The 25,747-nt window shown below is 73.4% G+C and carries 18 protein-coding genes; 6 read left to right on the top strand and 12 right to left on the bottom strand.

Annotated features, from left to right (window positions below; all coding sequences use genetic code 11):
* The first annotated feature begins 49 nt into the window (after positions 1–49).
* The 3 genes from ACN28A_RS30415 to ACN28A_RS30405 all read left to right on the top strand — a co-directional run bounded on the left by ACN28A_RS30415 (position 50) and on the right by ACN28A_RS30405 (position 3,426).
* On the top strand, positions 50–1,258 hold the full coding sequence (locus tag ACN28A_RS30415) for a M20 family metallopeptidase (protein WP_421401014.1): 1,209 nt from the start codon (positions 50–52) through the stop codon (positions 1,256–1,258).
* Positions 1,259–1,285: 27 nt separating this feature from the next.
* Positions 1,286–2,593, top strand: coding sequence for a DUF5937 family protein (locus ACN28A_RS30410; RefSeq protein WP_421401013.1), 1,308 nt, complete (start codon positions 1,286–1,288; stop codon positions 2,591–2,593).
* A 164-nt stretch (positions 2,594–2,757) separates the two neighbouring features.
* Positions 2,758–3,426, top strand: a complete 669-nt coding sequence (locus ACN28A_RS30405; RefSeq protein ID WP_421401011.1) for a YceI family protein — start codon at positions 2,758–2,760, stop codon at positions 3,424–3,426.
* A gap of 68 nt (positions 3,427–3,494) precedes the next feature.
* On the opposite strand, the gene ACN28A_RS30400 is transcribed toward ACN28A_RS30405, so the two are convergent.
* Positions 3,495–5,216: a cellulose binding domain-containing protein gene (locus tag ACN28A_RS30400; protein ID WP_421401009.1), complete on the bottom strand. Its 1,722-nt coding sequence runs from the start codon at positions 5,214–5,216 to the stop codon at positions 3,495–3,497.
* 408 nt (positions 5,217–5,624) lie between these two features.
* Here ACN28A_RS30400 and ACN28A_RS30395 point away from each other — a divergent pair, with 408 nt between their 5' ends.
* Positions 5,625–6,704: an NAD-dependent epimerase/dehydratase family protein gene (locus ACN28A_RS30395; protein ID WP_421401008.1), complete on the top strand. Its 1,080-nt coding sequence runs from the start codon at positions 5,625–5,627 to the stop codon at positions 6,702–6,704.
* Between the two features lie 40 nt (positions 6,705–6,744).
* Here ACN28A_RS30395 and ACN28A_RS30390 read toward each other — a convergent pair whose 3' ends face one another.
* Positions 6,745–8,016 carry a glycoside hydrolase domain-containing protein gene (locus ACN28A_RS30390; RefSeq protein WP_421404719.1) on the bottom strand — a complete coding sequence of 424 codons (1,272 nt, stop codon included), beginning with the start codon at positions 8,014–8,016 and terminating at the stop codon, positions 6,745–6,747.
* A gap of 636 nt (positions 8,017–8,652) precedes the next feature.
* Here ACN28A_RS30390 and ACN28A_RS30385 point away from each other — a divergent pair.
* Positions 8,653–9,711, top strand: coding sequence for a hypothetical protein (locus tag ACN28A_RS30385; protein WP_421401006.1), 1,059 nt, complete (start codon positions 8,653–8,655; stop codon positions 9,709–9,711).
* A gap of 153 nt (positions 9,712–9,864) precedes the next feature.
* Here ACN28A_RS30385 and erm read toward each other — a convergent pair whose 3' ends face one another.
* Complete coding sequence (erm, locus tag ACN28A_RS30380) at positions 9,865–10,653, bottom strand: ErmE/ErmH/ErmO/ErmR family 23S rRNA (adenine(2058)-N(6))-methyltransferase (RefSeq protein WP_421401004.1); 789 nt, start codon at positions 10,651–10,653, stop codon at positions 9,865–9,867.
* 857 nt (positions 10,654–11,510) lie between these two features.
* Here erm and ACN28A_RS30375 point away from each other — a divergent pair.
* On the top strand, positions 11,511–11,882 hold the full coding sequence (locus ACN28A_RS30375; RefSeq protein WP_278061508.1) for an FKBP-type peptidyl-prolyl cis-trans isomerase: 372 nt from the start codon (positions 11,511–11,513) through the stop codon (positions 11,880–11,882).
* 142 nt (positions 11,883–12,024) lie between these two features.
* Here the strand turns inward: ACN28A_RS30375 and ACN28A_RS30370 are convergent, their stop codons facing one another.
* From ACN28A_RS30370 to ACN28A_RS30330, 9 genes are all read right to left on the bottom strand, one after another.
* Positions 12,025–13,896 carry a Xaa-Pro dipeptidyl-peptidase gene (locus ACN28A_RS30370; RefSeq protein ID WP_421401002.1) on the bottom strand — a complete coding sequence of 624 codons (1,872 nt, stop codon included), beginning with the start codon at positions 13,894–13,896 and terminating at the stop codon, positions 12,025–12,027.
* Positions 13,897–14,195: 299 nt separating this feature from the next.
* Positions 14,196–14,588, bottom strand: a complete 393-nt coding sequence (locus tag ACN28A_RS30365; RefSeq protein WP_421401000.1) for an FHA domain-containing protein — start codon at positions 14,586–14,588, stop codon at positions 14,196–14,198.
* 280 nt (positions 14,589–14,868) lie between these two features.
* Complete coding sequence (locus tag ACN28A_RS30360; RefSeq protein ID WP_421400997.1) at positions 14,869–16,182, bottom strand: VWA domain-containing protein; 1,314 nt, start codon at positions 16,180–16,182, stop codon at positions 14,869–14,871.
* The gene (locus ACN28A_RS30355; RefSeq protein WP_421400994.1) at positions 16,179–16,958 is read right to left on the bottom strand and encodes a PP2C family protein-serine/threonine phosphatase; all 780 of its coding nucleotides are present in this window, start codon (positions 16,956–16,958) and stop codon (positions 16,179–16,181) included. The genes ACN28A_RS30360 and ACN28A_RS30355 overlap by 4 nt, the downstream gene beginning before the upstream one ends.
* Positions 16,959–18,037: 1,079 nt before the next feature.
* Positions 18,038–20,182, bottom strand: a complete 2,145-nt coding sequence (locus tag ACN28A_RS30350; RefSeq protein WP_421400992.1) for a tetratricopeptide repeat protein — start codon at positions 20,180–20,182, stop codon at positions 18,038–18,040.
* Between the two features lie 524 nt (positions 20,183–20,706).
* The gene (locus tag ACN28A_RS30345) at positions 20,707–22,167 is read right to left on the bottom strand and encodes a hypothetical protein (RefSeq protein ID WP_421400990.1); all 1,461 of its coding nucleotides are present in this window, start codon (positions 22,165–22,167) and stop codon (positions 20,707–20,709) included.
* 115 nt (positions 22,168–22,282) lie between these two features.
* Complete coding sequence (locus ACN28A_RS30340) at positions 22,283–23,281, bottom strand: glutamate ABC transporter substrate-binding protein (protein ID WP_421400988.1); 999 nt, start codon at positions 23,279–23,281, stop codon at positions 22,283–22,285.
* Complete coding sequence (locus tag ACN28A_RS30335) at positions 23,278–24,552, bottom strand: hypothetical protein (protein ID WP_421400986.1); 1,275 nt, start codon at positions 24,550–24,552, stop codon at positions 23,278–23,280. Before ACN28A_RS30335 ends, ACN28A_RS30340 begins: the two co-directional genes overlap by 4 nt.
* Positions 24,553–24,923: 371 nt before the next feature.
* A complete protein-coding gene (locus tag ACN28A_RS30330) occupies positions 24,924–25,490 on the bottom strand; it encodes a snapalysin family zinc-dependent metalloprotease (protein WP_421400985.1) in 567 nt (188 codons plus the stop codon).
* Positions 25,491–25,747 lie beyond the last annotated feature (257 nt).

The following is a 25,747-nucleotide window of genomic DNA, read 5'->3' as shown; positions in this document are numbered from 1 at the left end:
GCCACCCGCGGTGCGCGCACCCCGACCTGCCAGTACGACGGGAGTAGTCATGTCCACCGTCTCCACCGCCACCACTCCGCCACTGGAGATCCTCGCCACCGCACTTGCCGCGCTCCGGGGCCGAATGGAGGCGGTGAGCCTCGCCATCCACGGCCGGCCGGAGCTGAAGTTCGACGAGTTCCACGCCCACGAGCTGCTGACCGGGTGGCTCGCCGAGTCGGGGTTCACGGTGCGCACGCCACCGGGCGGGATGGTGACGGCGTTCGTCGCCGTGCACCAGGGCGACCGCCCCGGACCGTACGTCGCCATCCTCGCCGAGTACGACGCGCTGCCCGGTGTCGGCCACGGCTGCGGGCACAACCTGATCGCGGCCGGTGCCGCCGCGGCGGCGATCGGACTCGTCCGGGTGCTGCCGGACCATCCGGGCACCCTGGCCGTGTTCGGCACTCCGGCCGAGGAGATGGGCGGAGCCGGCAAGGTGCGCCTGGCCGAGGCCGGCGTCTTCGACGGCGTCGACGCGGCGCTGATGTTCCATCCGGGGGACCGTTCGCTGACCGCCCGCCCCGGCCTGGCCGCGGCACACCTGCGGATCGCGTTCGCCGGAACCAGCGCGCACGCCTCGATCTCGCCGTGGCTGGGCCGCAGCGCACTCGCCGGTGCCCAGCTGTTCCTCCAGGCGGTCGACGCGATGCGCCAGTTCGTGCCGCCGACGGTCCGGCTGCACGGGATCGTCTCGGACGGCGGGGCGGCCCCGAACGTCGTGCCGGCGTACGCCGCGGTGGACCTGTACGTCCGGGACCGCACCAGGACCTCGGTCGATGCGCTGGTCGAACGGGTCCGGGACGCCGCCCAGGGCGCCGCGCTCGCCACCGGAACCTCGGCGGTGGTCCGGGAGACCGGCCCCACGTACGCCGAGCGGCGCAACAACACCGTGCTCGCCGAGCGGTTCGGGGCGGCGGTGGGCGCCCTCGGGGTCGAGATCCAGGCCGGTGACCCGGACGGCCCGGCCGGCTCCTCGGACATCGGCAACCTCTCGCTGCTGATGCCGGTCATCCACCCGTACGTCCAGATCGCCGAGACCGGCACGCCGAGCCACTCGGCGGCGATGCGCGAGGCTGCCGGCACACCCTTCGCGCACGACCGCACCCAGGTCGCGGCGACCGGACTGGCCCGGGTCGCCGCCGAACTGCTCACCGGGCCCGAGCTGCTGGCGGCGGCGCGGGCGGAGTTCGCGGCCCAGGCCGACCCGCGGCCCTGACCGGTCGTCGACCCTACACTCACGGTCATGCCGGTGGTGATCCTGCTGGCCGGGGCGGGCCCCGACCGGTTTCCCGTCGCCGTGTCACCGCTGGCGGAGCTGGCCGCGAGCCTGCACGTGCTGACCGGTCACCTGCACCACCCCGAGCACGCGTCCTGGGCGGTCGACGTCTCCCGGACCGCACCGCCGGCCTTCCGGGCCGGGCTCTCGCGGTTCGCACCGCTGTGGACGGCCCTGCGCTGGCGGGCCTTCTATCCCGGGCTCGACCCGACCGCCGCCGGCCCGGACAGCACGAGCGCTCCGCACCCGGGCCCCACTGCCGGTGCCGGCCCGCGCATGACGACCGGCCCACGCCAGGACGCCACGCCCGGCCCGCCTTCGGACGCCACGCCCGGCCCGCCTTCGGACGCCACGTCCGGCCCGGCTTCGCACAGTGCGCCCGGTGCCGGCTCGAGCGCGGCGGCCGGTCCGGGCCTCCGCGTCCGCTCCCCCGGCCTCGGCGGTTGTGCACCGGTGGCCGCTCTGCGCCGGCTCCCGCTGCGCCGGTTCGCCGAACTCACCGCCTTCACCTGCGCCAGCGGCTACCACGGCTTCGACTTCGACCGGGTACTGCACGACCCGGTACAGGCCGAGGCGCTGCGACAGGCCGCCTCCCGGCTGCCGGAGCCGCACCTGGACCTCGCCGAGGAGCTGTTGCGCGACCCGGCGGCACTCCGCGACGACCTGCTGGACTTCCTCGACCTGTGCGGCCGGGTCTACTTCGACGACCTCTGGGCCGAGACCGAGCCGGTGCTGACCAGGGCCGCGCACCGGCTGCGGCAGCGGCTGGCCGACGAGGGACCGGCGGCGGCGCTGGTCGGGCTCAGCCCGTCGACCGCGCGCCTGGTCACCGCGTCGTCGGGGCCGGCCCGGGTCGTCTTCGACAAGGTGCACCACGCGGTGATCAGTCCGTCCCGTACGCCGGTGCTGCTCATGCCGACCCGGTACGGTGCCCCGCATCTGCTGGTGAAGAACGAGCCGGGGCTGCCGCCGGTGGTGCACTTCCCGGTGGCGGCGCCGGAGGTCGGCGTCACCCTGGCCCGCAGCCGCCTGTTGGCACTCACCGACCCGCGCCGGGTGCGCCTGTGCCGGCTCATCGCCCGGCAGTCGATGACCACCGCGGACCTGGCGGACAGGTTGTCGATGACCCGGCCGCAGGTCTCCCGGCACCTGCGGGTGCTCCGCGACCTGGCGCTGGTCCGGGTCGAACGACACGGCCGCTACGTGCTCTACGGACTCGACCTGGCGGCGGTGGAGCGCATCGGCCGGGAGGTGGCGACCGCGTTGCAGTACTGAGACAGCCGGGTCCGGACCGACGACCCAGCTCTCGCTACCGAAGGTGACGACAGTCACGGACATCACCCAGGTCAGGAGCGAGAAGTCGGCCCTCTGACTACTCTGTGGAACCGGTGAGCGGCAAGATCACCACATCGGCAGGATTTTCCGGGGGGAGCACCAGCATGACCGGTACCGCCACACGCTCCTGGCAGGGCATGACGATCCCGGCGCCCGGCAGGTACCTGCTCGATCCGGCGCACAAGCGGGTCGGCTTCGTCGCCCGACACATGATGGTCAGCCCGGTGCGCGGCGAGTTCGGCGAGGCGACCGCGCAGATCGTCGTCGAGCCGGACCCGCTGGACTCCTCGGTGACCGCGACGATCCGGGCGGCCAGTATCAGCACCGGCAGCGCCGACCGGGACGCGCACCTGAGCAGCGCCGACTTCCTCGACGTGGTCCGGCATCCCACGCTGGAGTACCGCAGTACCGGAATCAGGTGGCAGCCGGACCCGAACGAGTCGATCTTCTACTGGGCCCGGTTGCGCAGCCGGCGCCCCGGTCGACGCGCCGAGGTCGCCGTGCCGGAGCGGGCCGGGAAGACGTCGGGCCGGTTCGTCCTGGCCGGAGAGCTGACCGTCCGGGGCGTCACCCGACCGGTCGACCTCCAGGTCGAATTCGGCGGCGCCCGGCGCGACCCGTACGGCCAGGAGATCTTCGGGTTCAGCGCGACCGCCGAGATCGAGCGGGAGGACTACGGGCTCGTCTGGAACGTGGCACTGGAGAGCGGCGGGGTACTGGTCGGCAGGAGCGTACGGATCGAGATCGCCGGCGAGGCGGTCCGGCAGAGCTGACCGACCGGGCACGGTACGGGCCCGCGACGGAGGGATCCGCCGCGGACCCGTACCCGCGTGGTGTCGGGTCAGTTCGGGGCGTGTACCCCGGTGGCGTTCCAGTCGCGGGTGGCACCACGGACGTACATGGTCGACGACTGGTTGCCGGAGAAGTACTGCCGGATGGAGCCGGCGAACGGCGTACTGGATGCGTTGCGGCCGTACACGTCGGTGTAGACCGTGGTCGAGCCGCTGTTCTGCACCTGGAAGGTGCCCGGCCGGAACTCCCGCAGGGTGCCCTTGAACGGCGAACGGGTGTCGTCCCAGGGGATGTTCTGGCCGGCCTGCCGGGCCTGGTTGCAGTAGTCGCCGCCGGCGAGGTTGGTGTAGCACAGGTCGATGATCCGGCCCAGGTTGTTCGGCTTGGCCGGATCGTAGTAGCGCGACGGGTTCACCACGTAGAACAGTGGTGCGAGCCGGAAGTTCAGCCCGCTACCCGTCACCGAGTAGTCGGAGAACCAGAAGTCGTCCATGTCGGAGACGGTGAACGGCACCGGGTTCGGATAGAGCGGGTCGTAGTGCGTACGACCCTCACGGATCGCCTGTACACAGCCCGGCTCGGTGATCAGCCGGCCCAGCGACCGGGTGTCCGAGGGCGAGTCCCCCGGCACCGGAGGCGCGACGTTTATGAACGCGCCGCCGAAGCCCGGGCATTCGCTCGGACTGAAGCCGCCGGCCCGGCCGAGCGGGATCATCGCGCTGTAACGGGCCTCGGTGACCTGGCCACCGTTGCTCGCGGTGCAGCGCTGGTTGAAGAGCAACTCGTGGACGTTGTTGCTGAACGCGTCCGGCGAGTGGGTGCCCTGGTGGAACTTGAGCAGGGTGTCACAGACGGCGATCGTGCTGCCCTGCGGCGGGAAGAAGCTGCTGCCGTTGTCACCCTGGATCACGTTGGTGTTGTTGACCGCCAGCACCTTGTGCCCGACGTGGTCCTCGTGCCGGTGACTGTGCTCGGGCATGTTGTCCAGCATCACCTCGCTGGTGTAGCCGAACGCCGGCCAGCCGGCGGTGCCGTACAGGTCGGACGGCCGGGGGTCGTCACCGTGCTCGTGGCCGAAGTAGCAGCCACTGGAGTCCCGGGTCGGGTGCCAGGTCGGATAGACCTTGCCGTCCGGGCCGTACGTCCAGTATCGGGCGTGGACCTCGACGGAGCACTCGCCGGACCTCGGCAGGTATCCCTTCTCGTTGGCGGTCGCGATCAACTGGTACGCCCGGCTCAGCTGGGCGCCGGCCGGCGGTACGGCGGTGCCCCAGGTCGGGTTGCCGGGCGGCGCGGTGGTCGGCGGCGCGGTGGGCTGCGTCGTCGGCTGCGTCGTCGGCTGGGTGGTCGGCTGGGTGGTCGGTCCGGTCGTCGGGTTGGGGCCGGGGGCTCCGGTGCAGGTGGTGCCGTTCACGGCGAAGCTGGTCGGCGCCGGGTTGCTGCCGTTCCAGGATCCGTTGAAGCCGAAGGAGACGCTCGCTCCGGTGGCGATGCCGCCGTTGTAGCTGGCGTTCCGGGCACTGACCTGGCTGCCGCTCTGCGTCACGGTGGCGTTCCAGGCCTGGGTGACCCGCTGGCCCGCCTCGTAGCTCCAGGTCAACGTCCAGGAGCTGATCGGGTCGCCGACGTTGTTGACGGTGACCGTCGCGGTGAAGCCGCCTGACCACTGCGAGCCGACCGTGTAGGTGACGCCGCAGCCCGCGGCCGCGGCCGCGGGCCCGGCGATGGTGACAGCCGCGCCGCCGGCGACGACCACGGCCGCCACGGTCACGGCTGACCACAACCGGGACCGGGGACGATGTAACTGCATGCTGGTCCTCCGAACGATGGTGGGTTGATCGACAGAGAACGCGGCCCCCCGGCAAGCGCTTGCCGGATAGCGGGGACCAGGGTTGCTCACCCGGTGGCGGGCACAAGCCGCACGGTCGCCGGAGCGGCCGGGCGGACCCCGGCGGGGTGCCGACGTCGCCATCGATTGATTGATGTCTATGTTACGGACGGGTTCAGGACTGTCAACGCCGACCGCTCCAGCCCTCGAACAGGCCGGCGGGACGGCCGGAACGTTTGCTCTTTACCGTCGGGGTCGGCGTTTACCGAGGCGTTCGGCGGGAAGGGCTACCGCCATGGACGTTCGGAGAGCTACCGGTGATCGGACCGACCGGGACGGCGGGACCGACCGGTGACGCCCGCGCAGGGTGGCACCGGCTCGGGCCTGCGGGTGGTGGTGGTCGGCGCGACGGGCAACGTCGGAACGAGTGTCGTCGAGGCCCTCGGCCGGGATCCGGCGGTCGGCACCATCGTCGGGGTGTCCCGGCGCCCGCCACGATGGCGGGCGCCGAAGACCGAGTGGGCCGAGGCGGACATCGTCTCCGCCGACCTCGTCGAGATCTTCGACGGCGCCGACGTCGTGGTACACCTCGCCTGGCTCTTCCAGCCCACGCACCGACCGCTGACCACCTGGCGGGTCAATGCCGTCGGCGGGCGGCGGGTGTTCGCCGCCGCGGCCCGGGCCGGCGTACCGGCGCTGGTCTACGCCTCGTCGGTCGGAGCGTACTCACCGGGGCCGAAGGACCGGCCGGTGGACGAGAACTGGCCGACCGACGGCTGGCCGATCGCCGGATACACCAGGGAGAAGGCGTACCTGGAGCGGGTGCTCGACGCCTTCGAGCAGCGGAATCCACAGATGCGGGTGGTACGGCTGCGGCCCGGGTTCATCTTCAAACGGGAGTCGGCGAGCCAGCAGCGCCGGCTCTTCACCGGTCCGCTGCTGCCGGGTCGGCTGGTGCGGCCCGGGACCGTACCGGTGCTGCCCGATCTGCCCGGGTTGCGGTTCCAGGCCCTGCACTCGACGGACGCCGCCGAGGCGTACCGGCTGGCGGTGCTGCGTGACGTGCGCGGGGCGTTCAACGTGGCCGCCGAGCCGGTCGTCGACGGGCGGCTGCTCGCCGAGGTCCTGCGGGCCCGCCGGGTACGTCTGCCGGTCGCCCCGGTCCGGGCCGCCCTCGCCCTGGCCTGGCACCTGCACCTGGTCCCCGCCTCCCCGCACCTGTTCGACGCGGTGCTCCGGGTGCCGATCATGGACACCACCCGGGCCAGGACGGAACTGGGCTGGACGCCCCGGCACACCGCCCGGGAGGCGGTCGAGGAGTTCCTGCACGGCCTGCGTGACGCCGGCGGGATGCCGACGGCACCGTTGACGCCCCGCCTGCGCGGCGGCCGGTTCGCCGAGGCCGCCACCGGCGTGGGCGAGCGCCCCTGAGCCGCTGACCCCGGCACCCGACCGGAGTGGAGCGTCCGGGTCAGACCCGGGTGACCCGGACGGCGTCGGCGACGACGTAACCGGTTCCGCTCGTCCACCGGCTCACCCCCACCCGGTCGCCGTCGCCGGCCGCCAGGGCAAAGACGCCGAGCGACACCCATCGGCCACCGGTGAACCGCTGGTCGACCCGTACCGTCCGGTTGCCGCCGGTGGTGGCGACGACGAACGGGGTCGAGTCGTTGTAGCCGGCGTCGGCCGGATACCAGACCGAGACCTCGTAGCTGGCGGTTGCCGGGACGTCGACCCGGAACCAGGCGACGTCGCTGGCCAGCACCGGGTCGGCGAAGCGGTAGTCGGTGCCGTACCGCTGGCTGGAGTAGGCCGAGGTACCCCAGTTGGCGCTGGCGCTGAACCGCCCGGCGGTGCCGTTGTCGACGACGCTGCTCCACACCGGTGGTGGGCCGCCTCCGCCGTCGGTCGAGACGTCGAGGTAGTTGCGGTCGATCCGGATCTGCACGCCGCCCCAGGTCTCGTAGACGTCGCCGGCGTACTGGTGCAGCCGCTGCGAGTCCGCCCAGTACTCCGCCGGGGCGTACGGGCCGGCGTCGGTGTCCGCCACCCCGTTCCACCAGGCGAACCAGATGTGGTCCACCCGGCTGTACGCCGGATCGTCGTACGCGCTTGCCACGTCGGCGATTCCGGACGAGCCGCTGGAGTACATCCCGGCGAGGTAGCCGAGCGCGTGCAGCCGGTCGGTCCAGCCGGAGAGGTACGACAGCACGGCGGCCCTGCAGGACGGGTTCGACGGGTAGTGCTCGATGTCGTTGTAGATGGCGCTGCCGGCCGGGATGCCGAGCGCCTGGGCCGCGTTCACGGCGCCGGTCGCGGCGGTCGCGCCCTGGGACCGCGCCGTCGCCGGATCGGTGGATATCAGTAGGGTGTAGCGGGTGGAGCAGGGCGCCTGCCGGCCGAGTTCGATCGGGATCAGCCGCCAGCCGTTCGCGGTCTGGTTGGTCACCCAGCCCGCGGTGAGGTTCGGCTGGGCGCAGGAGCGGTTGGCCCCGCTGATGTAGATCCCGACCGCCCGGTACGGCGAGCTGGCCCGCCAGGCGTTCATTGTGGACTGGGCCGGGGCGGTGCAGGTGTCGAAGCCCCGGCCGAGGAAGGTGCCGGGCTGTGGGCCGGTGGCGGCCAGCGGGGCGGCCGGTGCGACGGGTCGGGTCGACGCCGGAAGCGCGGACGGCGACAGCGGTACCGCGTCCGGGCCGAGGCTCGCGGTGTCGAGGACCCGCCGGACGAGTCCTTCGGTCACCGGGGTGTGCACGGCCGTGACGAGCACACCAGCGTCCCGCACCGCGAGTTGGATCGCGTCGTCCCGGGACGGTGGCGCGGGCACGGTCGCCGCGCCGGGGCCGCTGGTGAGGGTCGCGGCCGGTAGACGCTCGGCCGACCGGGCGTCGATCGGTTCGAGGAGCAGCCCGGCGGTCCGCCCGACGAGCCGGGACGGGCATTCGGACTGGTCGCCCGGATGTCCGAGATAGACGGCGGGGCGGTCGAACCGGACGCAGGCGTGCGGCCGGGCGGCGAGGTCCACCACCGGCCAGCTCGCCGGCACCTCGACCCGGTATCCCTGGTAGCTCACGGTGCGGCTGCGCTCCGGCCCGGGGGCGCCCGCCGGAGCGTCGGCCAGGCCGGCCCGGGCGGGCAGCACCGCGACCGTCGAGCCGGCGGCCACGGCGAGGAGACCGGTCAGGCCCATCACGGTTCGCTTCATCCGAGGCCTCCTTGGAAAAATTCTCGCTCGCCACCACAACGCTTGAAGGATTCCTACCAGACATCGACGTCGGGCGGTAGAGTCGCGCCACCGGTCCGCGCCGGTGCCCCCTGGCCGAGCCACGTCGCCGCAGAGATCGTCGCCGCCGAGACACCACCCCGACAGGAGCCCGCATTGGCCGTTTCGCTACGCCGGTCACACCGGACCGCCACCGCCCTCCTCAGCGCCCTCGCGCTGGCCACGGCGCCGGCGGCCGACGCCACAGCGCGGTCCGCGCCCGCCGGTGACCCGCCGGTGGACGGCACCGCCGCCGTGGCGGCCGAACGGGTCCTGCGGGTCTACAACAACAACATCGAGAACCTCGTCGTGAACAACTCCGACGGCAGCTGCACCCGCATTTCCGGCCCGGACCACCTCACCTCGGTACTCGTCGACGACGACGGGCGCACGGGCACCGCGGGTGTGGTAGCCCCGGACCTGCTGATCGTGCAGCAGATCCGGGGCACCGGGCAGGCCGAGGCGTACGCCGACCAGCTCTCCGCCAAGTTCGGCTTCCCGGCCGGCACCTACCGGGCGATCGTGGCCTGGACCGATCCGGAGCCGTGGGGCGGCAGCCACAAGTGCAGTTCCCAGTCGCTCGGTGACCTGAAGAAGAAGCAGACCAACGGGATCCTCTACAACACCCGGACTCTCGGCCTGGCCTCCGGGGACGTGTCGAAGTACTGGAGCGCCGGCTGGCTCCGGCCCGGCACGGCGTACGCCGGCGGTGCCGGGTGCACGCTCTACAAGCCACCGAACAGCGACCCGGACAGCACCGACTACCACAAGTGGAAGCGGACCAGTGCCATCGCGGCCCGGTTCACCATCAAGGCGACCGGGACCACCGTCTTCGCCGCCACCATGCACCTGCCGCAGGAGAACCGGCAGAACGCCTGCGCCGGAGACGGCTACACCGGCATCGGCGGCACCGGCATGCACATCGGCGCGGACGCCACCAGCCTGCTCAACGCCTCGACGATCCGGGTGGTCGGCATCGACGCGAACCGCACGGGCATTCCGGCGTCGACACTGGGCGGCTTCGGCATGACCGGCTACGGTTCGCGGGCGACCCACGGTTCCAGCAAGATCGACTACCTCTTCGTCAGGGGCGACGTCCGGCCGTCGGCCGTCGACCACACCGTGGCCGGCACCAGGTCCAACCACCTGGCCCTGTACGGCTTCATCACCTACTGAGCATCCCGGGACCGGTGCCGCCGGTGGACGTACCACCAGCGGCACCGGTCCGGGTCGCTTCCCTTCGCGGCCGGTCCCCTGCCGTCGTCCGGGCGAGCCCGTCGGGGACGGCCGCCGAAGGGCATTGGGTCAGCCGGGACCTGCCGCACCGGGTCAGTGCCGCAGCGGGTGGACCGCCTGGAACAACGAGATCCACTGCTCCGGCCAGACGTACCCGACCAGGATGTCGGCGGGGATCCGGTTGGCCCGCAGCGCGGCGTCGACCCGGCGGGCCGGATAACCGCGGTGCAGCGAGGCCCGCAGCGAGCCGCCCACCCCGCTGAAGCCGAGCGCGACGAACCGCTGGTAGTCGGCGAGCTGGCCGGGCGGCAGCAGTTGCACCGGCCGGCGTTCCAGCCGGAGGATCCCGGAGTCCACCCGGGGCATCGGCCGGAACCGCTCCCGAGGGATCCGGCCGGCCAGCCGCCAGTCCAGCCACGGCCAGGTCCGCACGGTCCGCTGCGTCCACCGGCCGTAGTCGCCGGAGCGCTTGCGGGCGTACTCGAGCTGGGTGACCAGGGTCGCGGTGGTCAGCCACCGGGCGTCGAGGCACCAGTCGACGATCCGGCTGGTCGAGGCGTACGGGATGTTGCCGACCACGGCGAACGGTTCGGTGGGCGGCCGGGCCGCGACGAAGTCGCCGGGCACGAGCCGGAGCCCGGGCTCGGCCCGGAACTCCTCGCCGAGCCGGGCGAGCAGGGCCGGGTCGATCTCGTACGCGACAACCCGCCGGCACCGCCGGACCAGTTCCCTGGTCAGCGCCCCCTGCCCGGCGCCGACCTCCAGGATCAGCCCGTCCGGGTCCGGGCGGGCCGCGGTGACGATCTGCGCGATGGTCCGCGCGTCGCGCAGGAAGTTCTGCCCGAGCACCCGGCGCGCCCGGTCCGGCCCGGTACGCCGCACCGCCGGTTCCCCCGCCCGATCGGATTCGATACGGGCGGATGGTTCATTACGGACGGACGGTTGACGGCCGCCGGCCGGGTCGGGCCGTCGGGCATGCGGACGGTTCTCCCGGCCCGACTGGTGATGCGGACGGTTCTCTCGGTTCGGTCGGTGATGCGGCACAGCCGTGTCCTCCCGCCCGGGCGTTCCGGGCCGGTCTGCGGACAGGCGGGCACCACGGCCACGACCTGTCCCGGATGGATCAGGACTCGGATGACCCTGGACGTGCGGAGATGTCAGCGGCTCACACCGCGCACACCGGCTACCGGATACTGACCTGCCGCGCCGCACCGACGGGCTGCGTCGGGCGGTCGGGGTGAGGTCACGGCGCGATGCGCCGCCGGAAAGACAGGTCCGCAGCCCGCCGCATCCGCGTCAGCGGCTCGGCGGTCGGACCTGGACTCGGTCGCTCTCAGCCTGCCAGGGCGGCGTGGCCGACCCGGTGCCGGAGCAGGAGCTGGATCGCCTGGTCAGCGGTGCACGTCCCGGTCAGGGACCCGCGGATCAGGGCGTGGAAGGTGCCGGACATCTGACCACCGTAACCCAGAGCACCGGGGCCGGATCAACCGGTTTTCCGCCCGCACCCGCGATCGTCGCGGACGCCACGTCGGGTTCACCGGGGCCGGGTACCCGGCCCGGCCCGGTCAGCGCTTGGGTGCCACCCGGCGTAGATCGGGACGCCCCGGTAGCGGTCGTCGACCGTCTCGCCGGTCGGGACGCCGGTCCGGCAGCCGGAACGGTCGTGGTGTCGTCAACCTGCCACGACACTCCACCGGGTGGAAGTGATCACGGTCCGGGGACGGCGTTAAGGTACCCGGATGGAAAAGCCCACCGTGGGTCTGGTCGACGGTCCGCCGCCGACCGACCTTGTCATCGAGGACATTACGATCGGCACGGGCCAGGAGGTCCAACCGGGCCAATGGGCCGTGGTCCACTACGTCGGCGTCTCGTTCGACACCGGCGACGAGTTCGACGCGTCGTGGAACCGCGGTTCGCCGTTCAGCTTCCCGGTCGGGGGCGGCAAGGTCATCGAGGGTTGGGACCAGGGCGTACTCGGGATGCGGGTCGGCGGGCGGCGCAAGCTGGTGATCCCGCCGCAGCTCGGCTACGGCAACCAGGGCGTCGGCAACCGGATCAAGCCGGGCGCGACCCTCGTCTTCGTGGTCGACCTGGTGGACGTCAAGTTCTGACCCGCCCCGACCTCTGATCCGCCCGACGTCCGGCCTGCGCCGACCTCGGATCCGCTCCGAACGACCGGGGTACGTCCATCCCGGCCGACGGGCCCGGGACGCTTCCGCCGTCCCGGGCCCGTCTTCTCAGCGGCCGGGTGCCTCAGAAGCCGAGCGCGGCCCGGCCGCCCACCACCGGCAGCGTCAGGGTGCTCGACTTCGGCAGTACGGTCAGCTGGGTGCCGGGCAGCGGCAGCAGCGTGTAATCCTGGTCGCTGGAGAAGACCACCAGGCCGATCCGGTGCCCGGCCGGGAACACGTAGTCCTTCGGTTCCATCGTCCAGCGGTAGTCGGCCGCCCGGCCCGGCCGCAGCGGACGGCTGTGCGCCTCGCCGGTCCGGTTCTGCGGGTCCAGCCAGCCCCGGGTCACCACCACCGGCGCGTCGGTGGAGCCGGCCGGTCCGTAGTCGACCAGGTAGCCGGTCAGGTTGGCGGCCGTCCGGTTGTCGACGGAGAGGCGCACCCGCAGCTCCGGCCGACCGGAGATGCGCACGTCCCGGGCCAGCTCCGGGGAGGTGTAGACCAGCCGGTGCGGGTTGCCGGCGTCCGGCCCGGCCACCAGGTCGGCCGGCGGGATCGTCCGCCCCGAGTCGACAAGGCTCTGCGCGACCCGGCCCCGCGCACCGTGCCCGACCAGCCGGCCGGGTGCGCTCGGGTCGTCCGCCGAGAGCCCCACCGCCACCTCCCGGGTCGCCGGGTCCGGCCAGTCCCGGTAGGTGGCGTAGACCCGGTCCTCGCGCTGCACCACGGCCCTCGGCTCGGCCATGACGTCGTTGTCCACACCCCACAACCAGTAGTCGAACCAGCGGTTCTCGGTCTGCTTGTAGGTCCAGGTCCGCCCGTCCGGCAGGGTCACCGCGGCGGTGTTGCCCGGTCCGCTGTGGCCGCCCTGGTGCAGCCACAGCTTGCGCGGCACCCGGTACCGGTCGAGCTGGTCCCACCAGTCGGCGAACTGCCCGGTCTTAACGTTCCAGTCGTTCAGGCCGTGCACCACGAAGACACTGGCCCGGACCTTGCGGGCCCCGGACCGATAGTCCCGGTCCCGCCAGAACCGGTTGTAGTCGCCGGTGACCCGGTCCTGCTCCTCGGTGATCTCGGCGATCTCGTCGGCACAGCTTCCCTCGGACCGGGCCTGCCCGGCCGTGTACATGGTGAGGATGTCCGCGTCCTCGCCCTGGTAACCACCGGGTGCCACCACCAGGCCGTTGGCCCGGTAGTAGTCGTACCAGTTGCTTATCGCGGCGATCGGGACGATCGTCTTCAGCCCCTCGACGCCGGTGGTCGCCACCATGTTCGGCAGGGTCCCGTTGTAGGAGCCGCCGGTCATCCCGACCGCCCCGGTGGTCCAGCCGGCCCGCACCGGTGCGCCACTGGCGTCGTACGCCCGGGCCCGCCCGTTCAGCCAGTCGATGATCGCCTTGGTGCCCAGGGTCTCGGCCGCGTCACCGGTGGTCGGACAGCCGTCGGAGTCCCCGGTACCGATGCTCTGCCCCAGCACCACCGCGTAGCCGCGCGGTACGTAGTAGTCGTCGAGCTGGCCGGGCAGGTTCACCTTGGCCCGCAGGACGCCCGGGTCCGCCGCCCGCCGGGCCGAGGCACCGTCCGACCTGCTCTGCGGTAGCTCGTCGACCAGGACGCTCGGATAGGGGACGTCGTTCCAGGTGTCCTTCCGGTACGGCGAGTGCTCGAAGATCACCGGCACCCGCAGCCCGGCGGTGGCGGTCTCCCGGGGGCGGGAGATGTCGGCCACCACCCGGTCGCGTCGACCGTCGTGGTCGGTGTCGAGCGGCGTCTCCACCCAGACCCGCTCCTCGACCGCGTCCGCCAACGAGAAGACCGGCTGGGTCATGCCGTCCTGCACGACGATGCCCGGTGGTGGGGTGGTCGGGGCGGCGTGGGCCGGGACCGGTGCCACGACCAGGGCCAGGCCGATCGCGTACGCCCCGAGAATCCTTCCGGGACCTGCTGTTGGCATGCGGTTGCTCCTCTCGACCAGTCCTCGTGGGCTGGCGCCCGGCGCCACGCACGCCCTCGGTGGACCGGTTGTCACGGTCACCGGGCGAAGCCGTCCGGTTCGGACGGTGTGGCGCGTACCAGGGTTGCCGGAACGGCCGGGTGGGCGCGTCGAGGACGGCTGACTTCGACGGAAGGGGTTGCCGATGGTGGGGGACGGTGCCGGCCTATCCTAGATAGGCCCGGCGGATCCGTCGATCGGTGGCACGATACCGCCGTTCGGCCGTCGGCCCGGATCGTCGACCGGGCGACGCCTTTCGCTCAGCCGTCGGCTCGGATGGTCAACCGGGTCCAGGCACCGAGGTAGACCCGGTCGCCGTCGCCGAGCGGGACCGGCGTGTCGGCGACGACCGGTGGCGTCGACGGGTCGTTCAGATAGGTGCCGTTGGCGGAACCCAGGTCCACCACGGCCCAGCCGTCGGGCCGCGGCACCAGCAGCGCGTGCAGGTGGGAGACCCCGGGATCCTCGGGCGGCCCGGTCAGGTCGATGTCGGGACGTACGCCCCGGGAGCGACTGCGGCGGCCGACCAGCAACTGCCGGGGTTCCAGGGTGAACCGCCTCGGCACCACGAAGCGCGGGAAGGCCAGACTCCCCGCGTCCGTACCGCCGAACGACCTGACCAGGTCGAAGTAGTCGGCGTCCGCGTCCACCACCAGTTGCCAACTGCGCTCCGGCCCGGCGGTCCTCGGTATGTCAGGGGTCGGGGCGGCAGGGCTCGGTGGTGCAGGGCTCGGGGCGGCAGGGGTCGGTGGGGCCAGCAGGAAGTCGTGGCCGTCCTCCTCGCAGAATCGCCCGACCCGCTGAGTACCGCAGACAGGACATGGCACTGACCCGGCGTCCTCCGCCCCGGCAGCAACCCCCGACATCGGTACGCCGCAGACGTCGCAGTAGTCCGTTGTGGACGACTCGTGCCCCCGGGAGCAGGTCACCGGCTCACTCCTGCTCCTTCTTCACCCGTACCGTCTTCACCGACCGCACATCGGTCAGTTCGGCGTCCAGCGCCGACACCTGCCGCTTCAGCCGTACCGTGCCGGTCGGGGCGTCGACGACGTCGACGACCCGGCCGAGCAGCATCGCGGTCTCGTCGTGCCCCGATTCGGCGGCCAACTGCACGGCCCGGCCGAGCCGGGCGGTCGCGGTCTCCACGTCGCCGGTCTCCCGGGCGCGCAGCCCTTCCTGGATCGCGGCGGCGAGTTCGGCCTGCCCGGTGTAGTGCGCCACCTGCGGGCTGATCCGGGTGGAGAGCGCGGTGTCGTCGGTCCACCTGGCCAGGACCAGCCGCTCGGTCAGGAGCTGACCGGCGCTGACCAGGCTGACCCGGGCGGCCAGCACCTCCTCACCGACCGCGTCGGGCTGCAGGACCACACTGAGGTGGTATTCGCGTGTTTCGGCTCCCCAGGCGCCGGTCGGATAGTCCCCGATCCGGGCGCTTACCGTCGAGCGGCGGGCGGTGAGGTCCGCCACGTGCGGAAAGACCTGCTTGACCATCCGTACCGTCGCACCGGCCGGAGTCCAGATCCGCAGCGCGACGTCGGCGACCCGCTTGCCCATCGCGGCCGCCGTCATCGCCTGGAAGGCGGCCGGCAACTGCGCCGGATGTTCCAGCCCGTCGGCCGTGCCGAGCAGGGCCGAGGCGACGGTACGCAGTTCGCCGGCCACCCACCCACTGCCGATGCCCCGGCTGTCGCAGACGAACCGGCCCTCGCAGGCGGCGAGCACCCGGCGCAGGTCCTCGGGTCTCTCGTGCTCGTTGCGCCCGTCGGTGAGCAGGATCGCGTGTCGTACCTCGGTGGGACAACTGGCGAAGAGCCAGTTCGCCAGGTCCAGCCAGCGGCCGATGGCGGTGCCTCCGTCGGCCCAGAGCCCGGCCACCGCCGCCTTCGCCGCCGGCCGGGTCTGGGCGTTCGCCGGCACCATCGCCGGATGTGCCGGATACACCATCCGGGCGACCGCGCTACCGGAGACCACCGCGAAGGCCACGCCCTCGCGCAGCGTGTCGATGGCGACCGCAGTGGCCCGTTTCGCCTCGGCGAGCTTCGTCGGTGGCATCGCCATCGACCCCGAGGTGTCGATCATGATCACTTGCGCCGCCGTCGGAACGGTGCCCGGATCACGCAGGTCGGGTCCGGACGCCGTCACGGTCAGGATCGCGTCCACCACCTGACCGCCGACCGGCAGGTACTCGTTGTGGTCCACCTCGGCGACGAACCGTGGCATCCCGGCCATCCGCCCGCTTCCGGCGATCATCCGACGGGCGGGAACGGCAGCACCGCGACGGCGATGTTGTCGTGCCCGCCGGCCTCCACCGCGAACCTGGTCAGATCCTGGGCGATCGCGATCGGCGTGGCGCCGCTCGGTCCCGGCACCCGCGCCGCCAGCGCTCCGGCGTTGGGCAGGTAGTGCGAGAGCCCGTCCGAACAGATCACCAGCCGCCCCGGCCGGCCCGGTTGGAACGTCACGACCTGCGGATCGGTGTCACCGGAGTCGGCGCCGAGCCACCGGATCAACGCCTTGGAGGTCGGATCCTGCTCGGCACCGGGTGGCACCGGCCGACCCGCCCGGAGCTGGCCGACCACCGAGTCGTCCACGGTGAGGCAGACCGCCTCGTGCACCGCGCCGTCCGGACCGAGCCAGTAGGCGCGGCTGTCACCGATCCAGCCGACCGTGACCGAGTCGGTGCTGACGACCGCGGCGACGAAGGTGCAGCTCGGCGGTACCTGCCCGTCGTCGTGCAGGGCGGTCGCCCGGGCGGCGGTGGCCGCCGCCCGCCCGGAGGAGAGCACGGCGTCCGGCCCGGTGGCACCGTTGCCGAGTGCGGAGAGCAGCGCGGCCAGTCCCGCCTCCGCCGCCGCGTGTGCCGCGAGGTCGGCGCGGAGCGAGGTCGACACCCCGTCGCAGACCACCGCCGCGATGCCCCGGCCGAACCGGCCGACCGTCACCGCGTCCTCGTTGCGCCGCCGTCGCGCCCGGTCGGTGACGGCGGCGACGGCCCCCAGGTCCAGGTCGGCGCGGTCCCGCCCCACCGACGACCGTTGTGCACAGTGGTCGCAGTGGCCGGAGCCGCCGGACGGCGCGGCGCCGCAACCCGGACACGGCTGGCCCACCGCACGCGACGAGAGCCACGGACCGGGCTGGACGACCGGGCCGCTCGGACTCACCGGCCCGGCGGCGACGACCGCACCGGTGGTCGACGCGGCGGCATGCCATCCACCGGCCGGCCCCGACGGCGCGGGCGGCGGACCCGGCAGCGGGGGCGAACCCGACGGTGCGGGCGGGCCGCTCCAGCCCGGTGGACCCGACGGCGTGGGCGGGGCGGACGGCGCCGGTGAGTCCGACGGTGCCGGCGGGCCGTTCCAGCCCGGTGGGCCCGACGGCGTGGGCGGGGCGAACGGGACCGGTGGGGCGGTCCAGCCGGGTGGGCCGGAGGATACGGGCGAGCCCTGCCGTCCCGGTCGGCCGGAGCTGGCCGGCGGGCCGGTCCAGCCGGGTGCGGCCGGCACGGCTGGCGGGCCGGCCTGACCGCTCGACGCGGGCGGTGCCGGCGGCGGCAACCAGGTGGCCGAGCCGGACGGCGCGGAGGGCTGCGCCCAGCCGGACGGCGCGGCCGGCGGCGGACGGTTCGCCCAGCTCCCCGGCCCGGACTGCCCACCGGGCTGCCCGGTCGGACCCCCGCCGCCCACACCGGGCTGTCCCGGCGGTCCCCAGCCACCAGCAGCGGCTGGCGCGGACGGGTCCGACGGACTCGACGGCGGGCCGGACGAACCGGAGGAGCCGGCCAGCGCCTCCAACCGGGACAGCGCGGTCGGCCCCGACAGGTCGGCCATCCTCAGCAGCTCGGTCGACTCCGGCAGATCCACGGCGGCTGACGTCTCGACCCGGGCGGAGCCGGCAGCGGTGGTCGCCCTCGGCGGGTCCGTCGGAGTGCGCGCGCCGGCCGGCCCGGCCGAATCCGCGACCGGCGGGCGCCCGGTCGAATCCGCGACCGGCAGACGTTCCAACTCCCGACCGCAGAACTCGCAGTACCGGTGTGCCGGGTCGCCGGGCGCGCCGTGTTCCGGACACGGCTTCGGCAGGCTGCCCGCGGCACCGGCTCCGACGGCGGTCACACCAACGTCCTCGGCCGGACCGCGTTGGCATGGTCGACAAGCGCGATCCGCAACTCCGGGTCGCGGGAGAGCTGGGCCAGCGTCCGGTACGCCCGTTCCAGCCCGAACCGCAACCCGCGCTCGGAGAGGTCGTGTCCCAGTACCCGTGCCGTGGAGGTCGCTGCCGACCGGCTCCGTACCCAGGCCAGGGCGACCTCCAGCACCTCGATGGTGAGCCGGGTCTGCCGCTCGACGTCGAGGCCGAGCCGCTCCAGCCGGGCGGACGCCCGCAACAGGTCGTCCGGCCCGGTCGTGCCGGCCGCCAGTCCCGGCAGGCTGGCCCGGACGGCGGCGACCTGCGCCGCCACGTGCTGACTCGAACTGTCCGGCACCTGGTCGAGTACGGCCAGCGCACCCACCCGGTCACCGACGAGGAACCGGATCCGGGCCAGCCCGAATGCGGCGCTCAGGTAGCCGTTGTCGACCCGCCACACCCGGTCGTAGAGCCGGGTCGCCAGCTCCCGGTCGCCGGTGCACTCCGCGCTGACCGCCAGCGCCAGCCGGGCGGCCGGCTCACCCGGCAGGGCGTCGTAGACGGCGTCGAAGGCGACCCGGGCGTCACCGGGGCGGTTCCCGGTCAGCGCCGCCAGGCCCCGGTACCAGTCGACCCGCCAGTCGAACGGATCGGCCGCGGCCAGCCGGTCCAGGTCGGCGGCGGCGCCGGCCAGGTCACCGGCCTCGATCCGGGCCCGGGCCAGCCGCAGCGCCACCTCGACACTGCGTACCGGTGCGGCGGTGAGCTGCCGGACCAGTTCGGCCGGGTCGGTCGCGCCGAGCGAGGCGAGGAAGCCGGCGCCCGGATCGAGCACGTCGACCTGCGGCAGCGGCAGCGCGGCGGCGACCACCGGGGGCGCAGGTGCGGTCGCCCCGGGCGGTATCCCGCCGCCCGCGCCCCAGGCCCGGCCCGCCACCGCCCGGCCGACGTCGCCGGCCTCGGTACCGAAGGCACGCCGTTCCGGGGTGAACTGCCGGGACACCGCCGGCCGGGGTACCCCGTCGGCGGCGGAGAGCACCTCGCGCAGTACGCCGAGCAGTTGCTCGCTCATCTCCGCGGCACTGGCGAAGCGGCGGTCCGGATCGGGGTGGGTGGCCCGGCGCAGCAGCCGGTGGTACGACATCTCGGCGGCGAACAGCGGCACCTCGGCCGGCTCCGGCAACCGGTTGGCGTACGTGCTGGAGAAGCCGCGGAAGTCGATGCTGAGCACGGCCAGCGCCCGACCCACGGTGTAGATGTCGGAGGCGACCGACGGGCCGAGCGTGCCGACCTCCGGCGCCTGGTAGCCGGGTGTGCCGAAGATCGCGCTCGCGCTGTCGTCGACGTGCCGTACCGCGCCCAGGTCGATGAGTTTGAGCTGCTCCTCGGCGTGGATGACGTTGTCCGGCTTGAAGTCGCAGAAGAGCAGGTTGCGATCGTGCAGGTAGTCGAGTGCGGGCAGGATCTCGACCCCGTAGGCGATCACCTCGGGCAGCGGCAGGGCGCGCTGGCCCGTCTCCCGGCGCCGGGCCATCAGCATGTCCCGCAGCGACTGGCCGCCGACGTACTCCATGACGATGTAGCCGACCGGGATGCCGGTGCGCGGGTCGGGATGCTCCACGAAGTCGTGGATCTTGACGATGTTGGGGTGGTCCAGCTCGACCAGGAACCGGCGCTCGGCGACGGCGGAGGCCATCGCGTCCTCGTCGGAGGTGTTGATCAGTCCTTTGAGTACCACCCACCGGTCGCTGACCGTGTCGCTGACGTTGCGGTCCCGGGCCAGGTAGATCCAGCCGAGCCCGCCGTAGGCGAGGGCGCCGAGAATCTCGTAGCGCCGGTTGATCAGGTCGCCGGGTTGGAGCCGGGGCAGGAAGGAGAACTGGGTACCGCAGTGCGGGCAGAAGCCCTCGGCCAGGCCCGGCCGGTCGTCCCGGCTCCGCCCCACCGGCTTCTCACAACGCACGCAGTACCGTCGCGACTCGGCCACCCTCGGCTCGGCCATCACCGCCGTCGCCGGATCGCGCAGCGGCACCCGGGCGATGTCGACCAGCCCGGCGCCGAGGCCACCCCGGGACGCACTCCGGGACCGGCTGGAACCCCGGGAGGAACTCGTCCCCCGGCTGGGCATGGTGCCGACCCCGGTCGAAGCGCTGCCCCGACCGGTGCCGGCCGACCCGGCACCTCGACCGGTACCGGTCGACGCCGGAGCCTGTCCGGTCGAGGTCTGAGCCTGTCCGGTCGAGGTCTGCCCCGGGCCCTGTCCGGTACCGGTCGACGCCGGTCCGGCCCGCTGGGCGGAGGGGACCGACGGCTGGCTGCCCGGCGTACCGCCCTGGGCGGGTACCGACGCCCGTCCGGTTCCGGTGGGCACCGAGGCCCGCCCCGTACCGGTGGGCATCCCGGCCCGGCCGGTCCCACCCGAAGGCCCGACCGGACCCGGGCCCGCCGAGGCCACGAACGGACCCGGGCCCGTACCCGCCGACGGCCCGAACGGACCCGTGCCCGTGCCCGCCGACGAGGTCGGGCCGGTAGCCGTCGAGCCGGTCTTCTCGGGCACCGCCGTCGCGCCGGCCGGGGCCCGCCGACCACACTCGTCGCAGTAGCCGTCGGGCAGGTAGGAGCCTGGGCATCCGGGCCGCAGGCAGCGGGTGCTCATGCTGGGGCTCCCTTCGCACCGGACGCGGGCCGCCCGGTGAGATCGTTGAGATGACGCTGGTACGCGACCACCGCCCGGGTCGCCGCCGACAGGTCGCACGGGCTGGTGTAGAGCAGGTCGCGAGCCAGGCGGTGTCGGGCGGAGAGTTCGGTGTGCTCGATCAGGCCGAGTCGACCCGCCTTGGCCCGGTACGCGTCGAGCCGACCGCGAAGCTCGGCACGGCGGCGCAGCAGCCCGTCCGCCGCCTCGTGCGACTCTGCCAACCGTTGCCGGGCGGCCGCGACGCCACGTTCGAGCGCGTCCAGCTCGGTGCCGACCTGGCTCCACCGGTGCTCCCGGCGCACCTGACCGAGTTGGGCGAGCTGGGCCCGCAACGCCGGGGAGGGATCCGGTGGCAGGGCAGGCAGCCCGGAGTTGGCGATCTTGATTTGCGCGAGTTCGTGCACGCGGCGGGTTTCGGCCGCCGCCGCGGCGAGTTCGTCAAGCCCGGCCGCCAGTCGTGCCGTCCGGCCGGGGTAGCCGGCGCGTAGGGCGGTCAGTTCGGCAAGCTCGGAGGTCAGGCCGGCGATCTCGGCCTCGAATCGCCGCAGCCGCTCCTGGACGGCGGTCGCGACCGGCCCGGCCCCGGCCGCGCCGAGCGGATCCGCCAGCGCATCCTGGTACGCCGCCTCGACCGCCCCGGCGAGCCGGCCGAGCCGATCGAGTCGGCCGGGTGGGTCACGACGGTCAGACCCGCCGGACCCGCTGGACACGTCAGACACCTCGGACCCGGCAGAATCGTCAAACCGGTCACAACCGTCCAACCCGTCCGCCCGGAGCCGCCGCAGCGCTTCGGTGAGCCGTCCGAACCGTCCGGCGAGTCGGGATCGCGCCGCTTCCAGCTCGCCGAGCCTGCCGGCGATCGTGTTCGCCTCCGCCTCGATCCGCCGGGCCAGCCCGGTCAACCCGATCCGTTCGGCCGGCACGGCGGCCGGAGCGCCGGGCACCGGCCCGGCAACCGCTCGACCGTCCAGCACCGGCCCACCGACGGCCGCACCTCCCGGCACCGACCCGCGCACAGTCCGGCCGTCCGGCACCGACCCGCCGACGCATGGAGGATCCAGCACTGACCCGCAGACGGCTGGTTCGTCCAGCACCGTGCCGTCGGCGTCGAGCGTGACCACCGGCGCACCGAGCAGGTGGACGAGTTCGGCCAGCTCGGTGTCGCCGGGGCGGGCGCGGCGGGCACGTACCTCGCGGGCCTGGTCGAGCAGGGCGCCGAAGGCCGCGAACTGGGACCAGAGCGCCCCGGTCCGGGCCTGCGTGTCGGCGGCGAACCGGGCGGTCTCGCCGGTGAGCCGGCTGGCCCGCAGCAGGGCCATCTCGGGCCGACTGTCCAGGGCGTACATTGCCGCCGAGAGCCGGTTGTGTGCCGCACCGAGCGCGTCGAGCACCCGGTCGACCTCGGCTCGACCCATCGGCGACGGCGACCGCGCGGTCATCGGCGCGGCTAGCCGGATCCCGGAACGCCGGCCGGTGCCGACCGCTGGCCGCCGGTGTCCCGCCACTGCGCCGAAAGGTCCACGAGACACGCTAGTCCCGGTAACGCGCGACGGGTGGCGCCGGCGCCGGGCCCAGCGACGTCAGCCATCGACTGTAGAGCCGGGTCCAGGTCCCGTCGGAACGGATCCTGGCAAGTACGCCGTTGACGAACCGGACCAACTCCGGCGACTCGCGGGAGATCGCCACCCCGTACGGCTCGTCGCTGAACCGCGGGCCGACGACCTCGGTGTTCGGGTCCTGGGCGGCGAGCCCGACCAGGATGCTGTCGTCGGTCGAGACCGCCACGACCTGGTTCTGCTGCAACAGCACGAGGCAGTCGGTCCAGTTGACCACCGAGACCGGCACCGTCCCCTTCTCCGCGATGTTCCGGATCGAGGTACTGCCGGCCGCGGCGCAGACCTTCTTGCCGCGCAGGTCGTCGATGCTCCGCACCCCGGAACCCCGGGTGACCAGCACCCGCTGCCCGGCGTTGAAGTACTCGGTCGAGAAGCTGACCTCCTGCCAGCGTTCGCAGTTCATCGTCATGGTCCGGACGACCATGTCGACGGTGCCGTCCTTCACCACCTTGATCCGGTCGGCCGAGCTGATCGCCCGGAACTGGATCCGGCCCGGGTCGCCGAAGAGGCCACGGGCGATCTCCCGGGCGATGTCGACGTCGAAGCCGGTGAGCTGGCCGGTGAGCGGATCACGGAAGCCGAACTGGTAGTTGTTCTGGTCGACCCCGACGATCAACCGTCCGCGCTGGACGATCCTGGCCATGGCGCTGCCGGACGGCATCTGCCGGGGCCGGGGCAGCGTGCCGGGTGGCCGCAGGCTGGCCCGGGGGTTGCACGAGCCGGACGAGGCGGCCGGACCGGTCGGGACGACGGCCGGATCCTGCATGCCGACCGGGCGGGGCGGGTCGGCGTCCATCCGGTTGTCGGGCAGCGCCTGCTCGTCCGTGCCGCAGCCGGCGAGACCCAGCGTGGCCAGCGCCACCACCGCGAGAGCGCCGGCAAGGACCCGGCCGGCGAGATGCCGGTGTCTCATCGATACTCCACAATCCGCCGCTGCATGCCCACCGCTGCCCCGACCAGCAGGACGAGGCTCAGTCCGACGATACCCACGTCGACGCCGGTCAGCGCCCGGCCCGCGCCGACCGCCTCGCGCTCGAACCGCTCTCCGTTGTGGGCGATGGCCAGGGCGAGCGCCTCGTCGAACTGGTTGAAGATGGCCGCAGTGGTCTGCTCCCCGGTGCCCACCGTGGCGGCCACCGCCTTGGCGTACTCGCCGCTGTCGTCGAGGCTCCGCACGTTGCGGTGCGCGGCCGACCACTCCCTGCTGCGCGCGATGGCGGCCTCGACCGCCTGCCGCGTGGTGTCGTCCGGCGCCGCCGCCCGGGCCTGCGCCAGCAGCCCACCCGAGCCGTCGGCGCCGGCGAGCCGCTCCATCACGACGCCGTAGTTCTCCTCGAACGCCGCGCCGTTGCCCCGGGCGACCAGGGTCAGCGCCTCGTCGGCCCGCGCCTGCAACCCGGCGATCCGCGCCTCGGCCAGCAGGTTGACCTGCGCGGATCCGGAGTCCCGGCTGTCCCGCAGGTTGCCGGCGGCGACAAGTGCCGACCCGGTCAGCCAGGTCACCAGCAGCACCGTCGCGCCGGTGCCGACCAGCAGCCCGACGTTCAGCAGCCGGTTGGTGCGCCGGGTCAGGTGCAACTGGGCCAGCACCAGCGCCGCCAGGGTGAGCACGGCCAGCAGCACCGCGACCCACGGGAAGCCGGCCGCCCGGTCCCGCGCCTCGTCCAGTTCGCTCGACGCCGCCGCGTAGAGCTCCTGCGCCGCTGGCAGCAACTCGTCGCGCATCAGGCCGGAGGCCTCCTGGAGGTAGGCGACGCCGAGCGGCAGGCCCTGCCGGTTGTAGGTCCGGGCGGTCTCCACCAGGCCGCTGTAGACGGGCAGCCGGGCGGTGATCCGGGCGACCGCCGCCGCGCCCCGGCTGTCGTCGGAGACCGCCGCCGAGACGACCGTCAGCGCCGAGGCGGCGTCGGCCAGGTCGCGCTGGTAGCGGTCCCGCAGCGCGGGCGGTTCGAGACCGTTGGAGAGGAAGGCGCTCGCGGCGGTGGCGTCGGCGTCGGAGAGCGCCCGGTAGAGGCTCTGCGCCGCGACCGCCAGCTCGCCGCTGCGGGCGGTGACGCCGCGTACCAGGTCGGCCCGCTGGCGTACCCCGACGAACGCGACGATGCCGGTGAGCAGTCCGAGCACGACCACACCGGCCAGGATGGCGGTGAACCGGCCGGGCGTGCGTCGCAACGGTGTGGTCATCCGGCGCAGCATGTCCGGCGGGCGGGACTGCGGCGGAACGCTCAACCGACCTGGCGGGACAGCCAGCGCCGACCCGTGCGAACCCACCCGAAACCTCCCCAACACCGCACCGGGAATCGTGACGACCGGACCTGACCGGCGCCAGATCTTGACGACCGGGTTCAAGGTAACCAATCGGCTCCACCGGTGGGGGGCGGCCCGCCGGTGTCGGCGAGCCTACGGGCGGGCACCGACACCGGTCCCCGACCGGGCCGCACTGTCGGGTCCCGGACACCGCTGTCGGCGACCGAGTCCGTGCCCCGGGCCCTCGGCGGTCGGGCCGACCGGGCCGGCGTGGGCCGCGCCGGTGGGTACGGCGCGGCCCGCCGTGCTCAGCCGGTGGTCCAGACGTACGTGCCGGTCACGGCTGCCGCCGGACTGCCCGAGTACGCGGGCGCGAGGCCGCCGGCGAAGAGCTGGTCGACCCGGGCCGCCTCGGCCGCGCTCGGATAGGCGTTGCGGCAGGAGACCGGCGCGCTGCTGCCGGACATCAGGTCCGAACAGAGGCCGGTGCGCCGGTCCGGCAGCCCGAGGATGTGCCCGAGTTCGTGGGTCGCGATCCGGGTACGGTCGTAGCCCTGGTCCACGGCCTGCCAACCCATGTAGACCCGGCCGGAGCCGAGCCCCGTGACGTACGCCCGGGGCCAGCCGCTGTCGACGTGGATGGTCACCGACGCCGGGCTGCCGGCGACCAGCCGCACGTTGCCGACCCTGCTGTTCCAGATCTGTGCGGCCTGGGTGAAGTTGGTGGTGAACTCCCCGGCCCGGCTCGCGTCGTAGTAGACCGTGCGCACCGCCGGCGCCGCGGTGGCCGGCGCGGCGGCGACCTGGAGCCCGACCAGCGAGGTGGCCAGGGCCAGCAGGCCGAGCGTGGCCCGGAGAAGGTGACGTCTGAGCATGGCGACTCCTAACGGGGAGCGGAGCGGACGCGGGCCGACAGCATCGATCGGCATCCATTAATCTAGGCGCCCGGAGCGGCGGCCTGCGCATAGCAGTTGCCTCATACCGGCCACCGGACGGCGGAGCCGACCGACAGGCAGGACCAACCGACAGGCAGGAGCGCCCGAAGGCGGCACCGGTCGAAGGCGGGACCGGTCGAAGGCGGGACCGGTCGAAGGCGGGACCGGTCGAAGGCGGGACCGGTCGAAGGCGGGAC

This window comes from Plantactinospora sp. WMMB782 (assembly GCF_049179135.1).
Lineage (GTDB): Bacteria > Actinomycetota > Actinomycetes > Mycobacteriales > Micromonosporaceae > Plantactinospora.
This window is presented reverse-complemented; position numbering and strand designations above follow the sequence as displayed.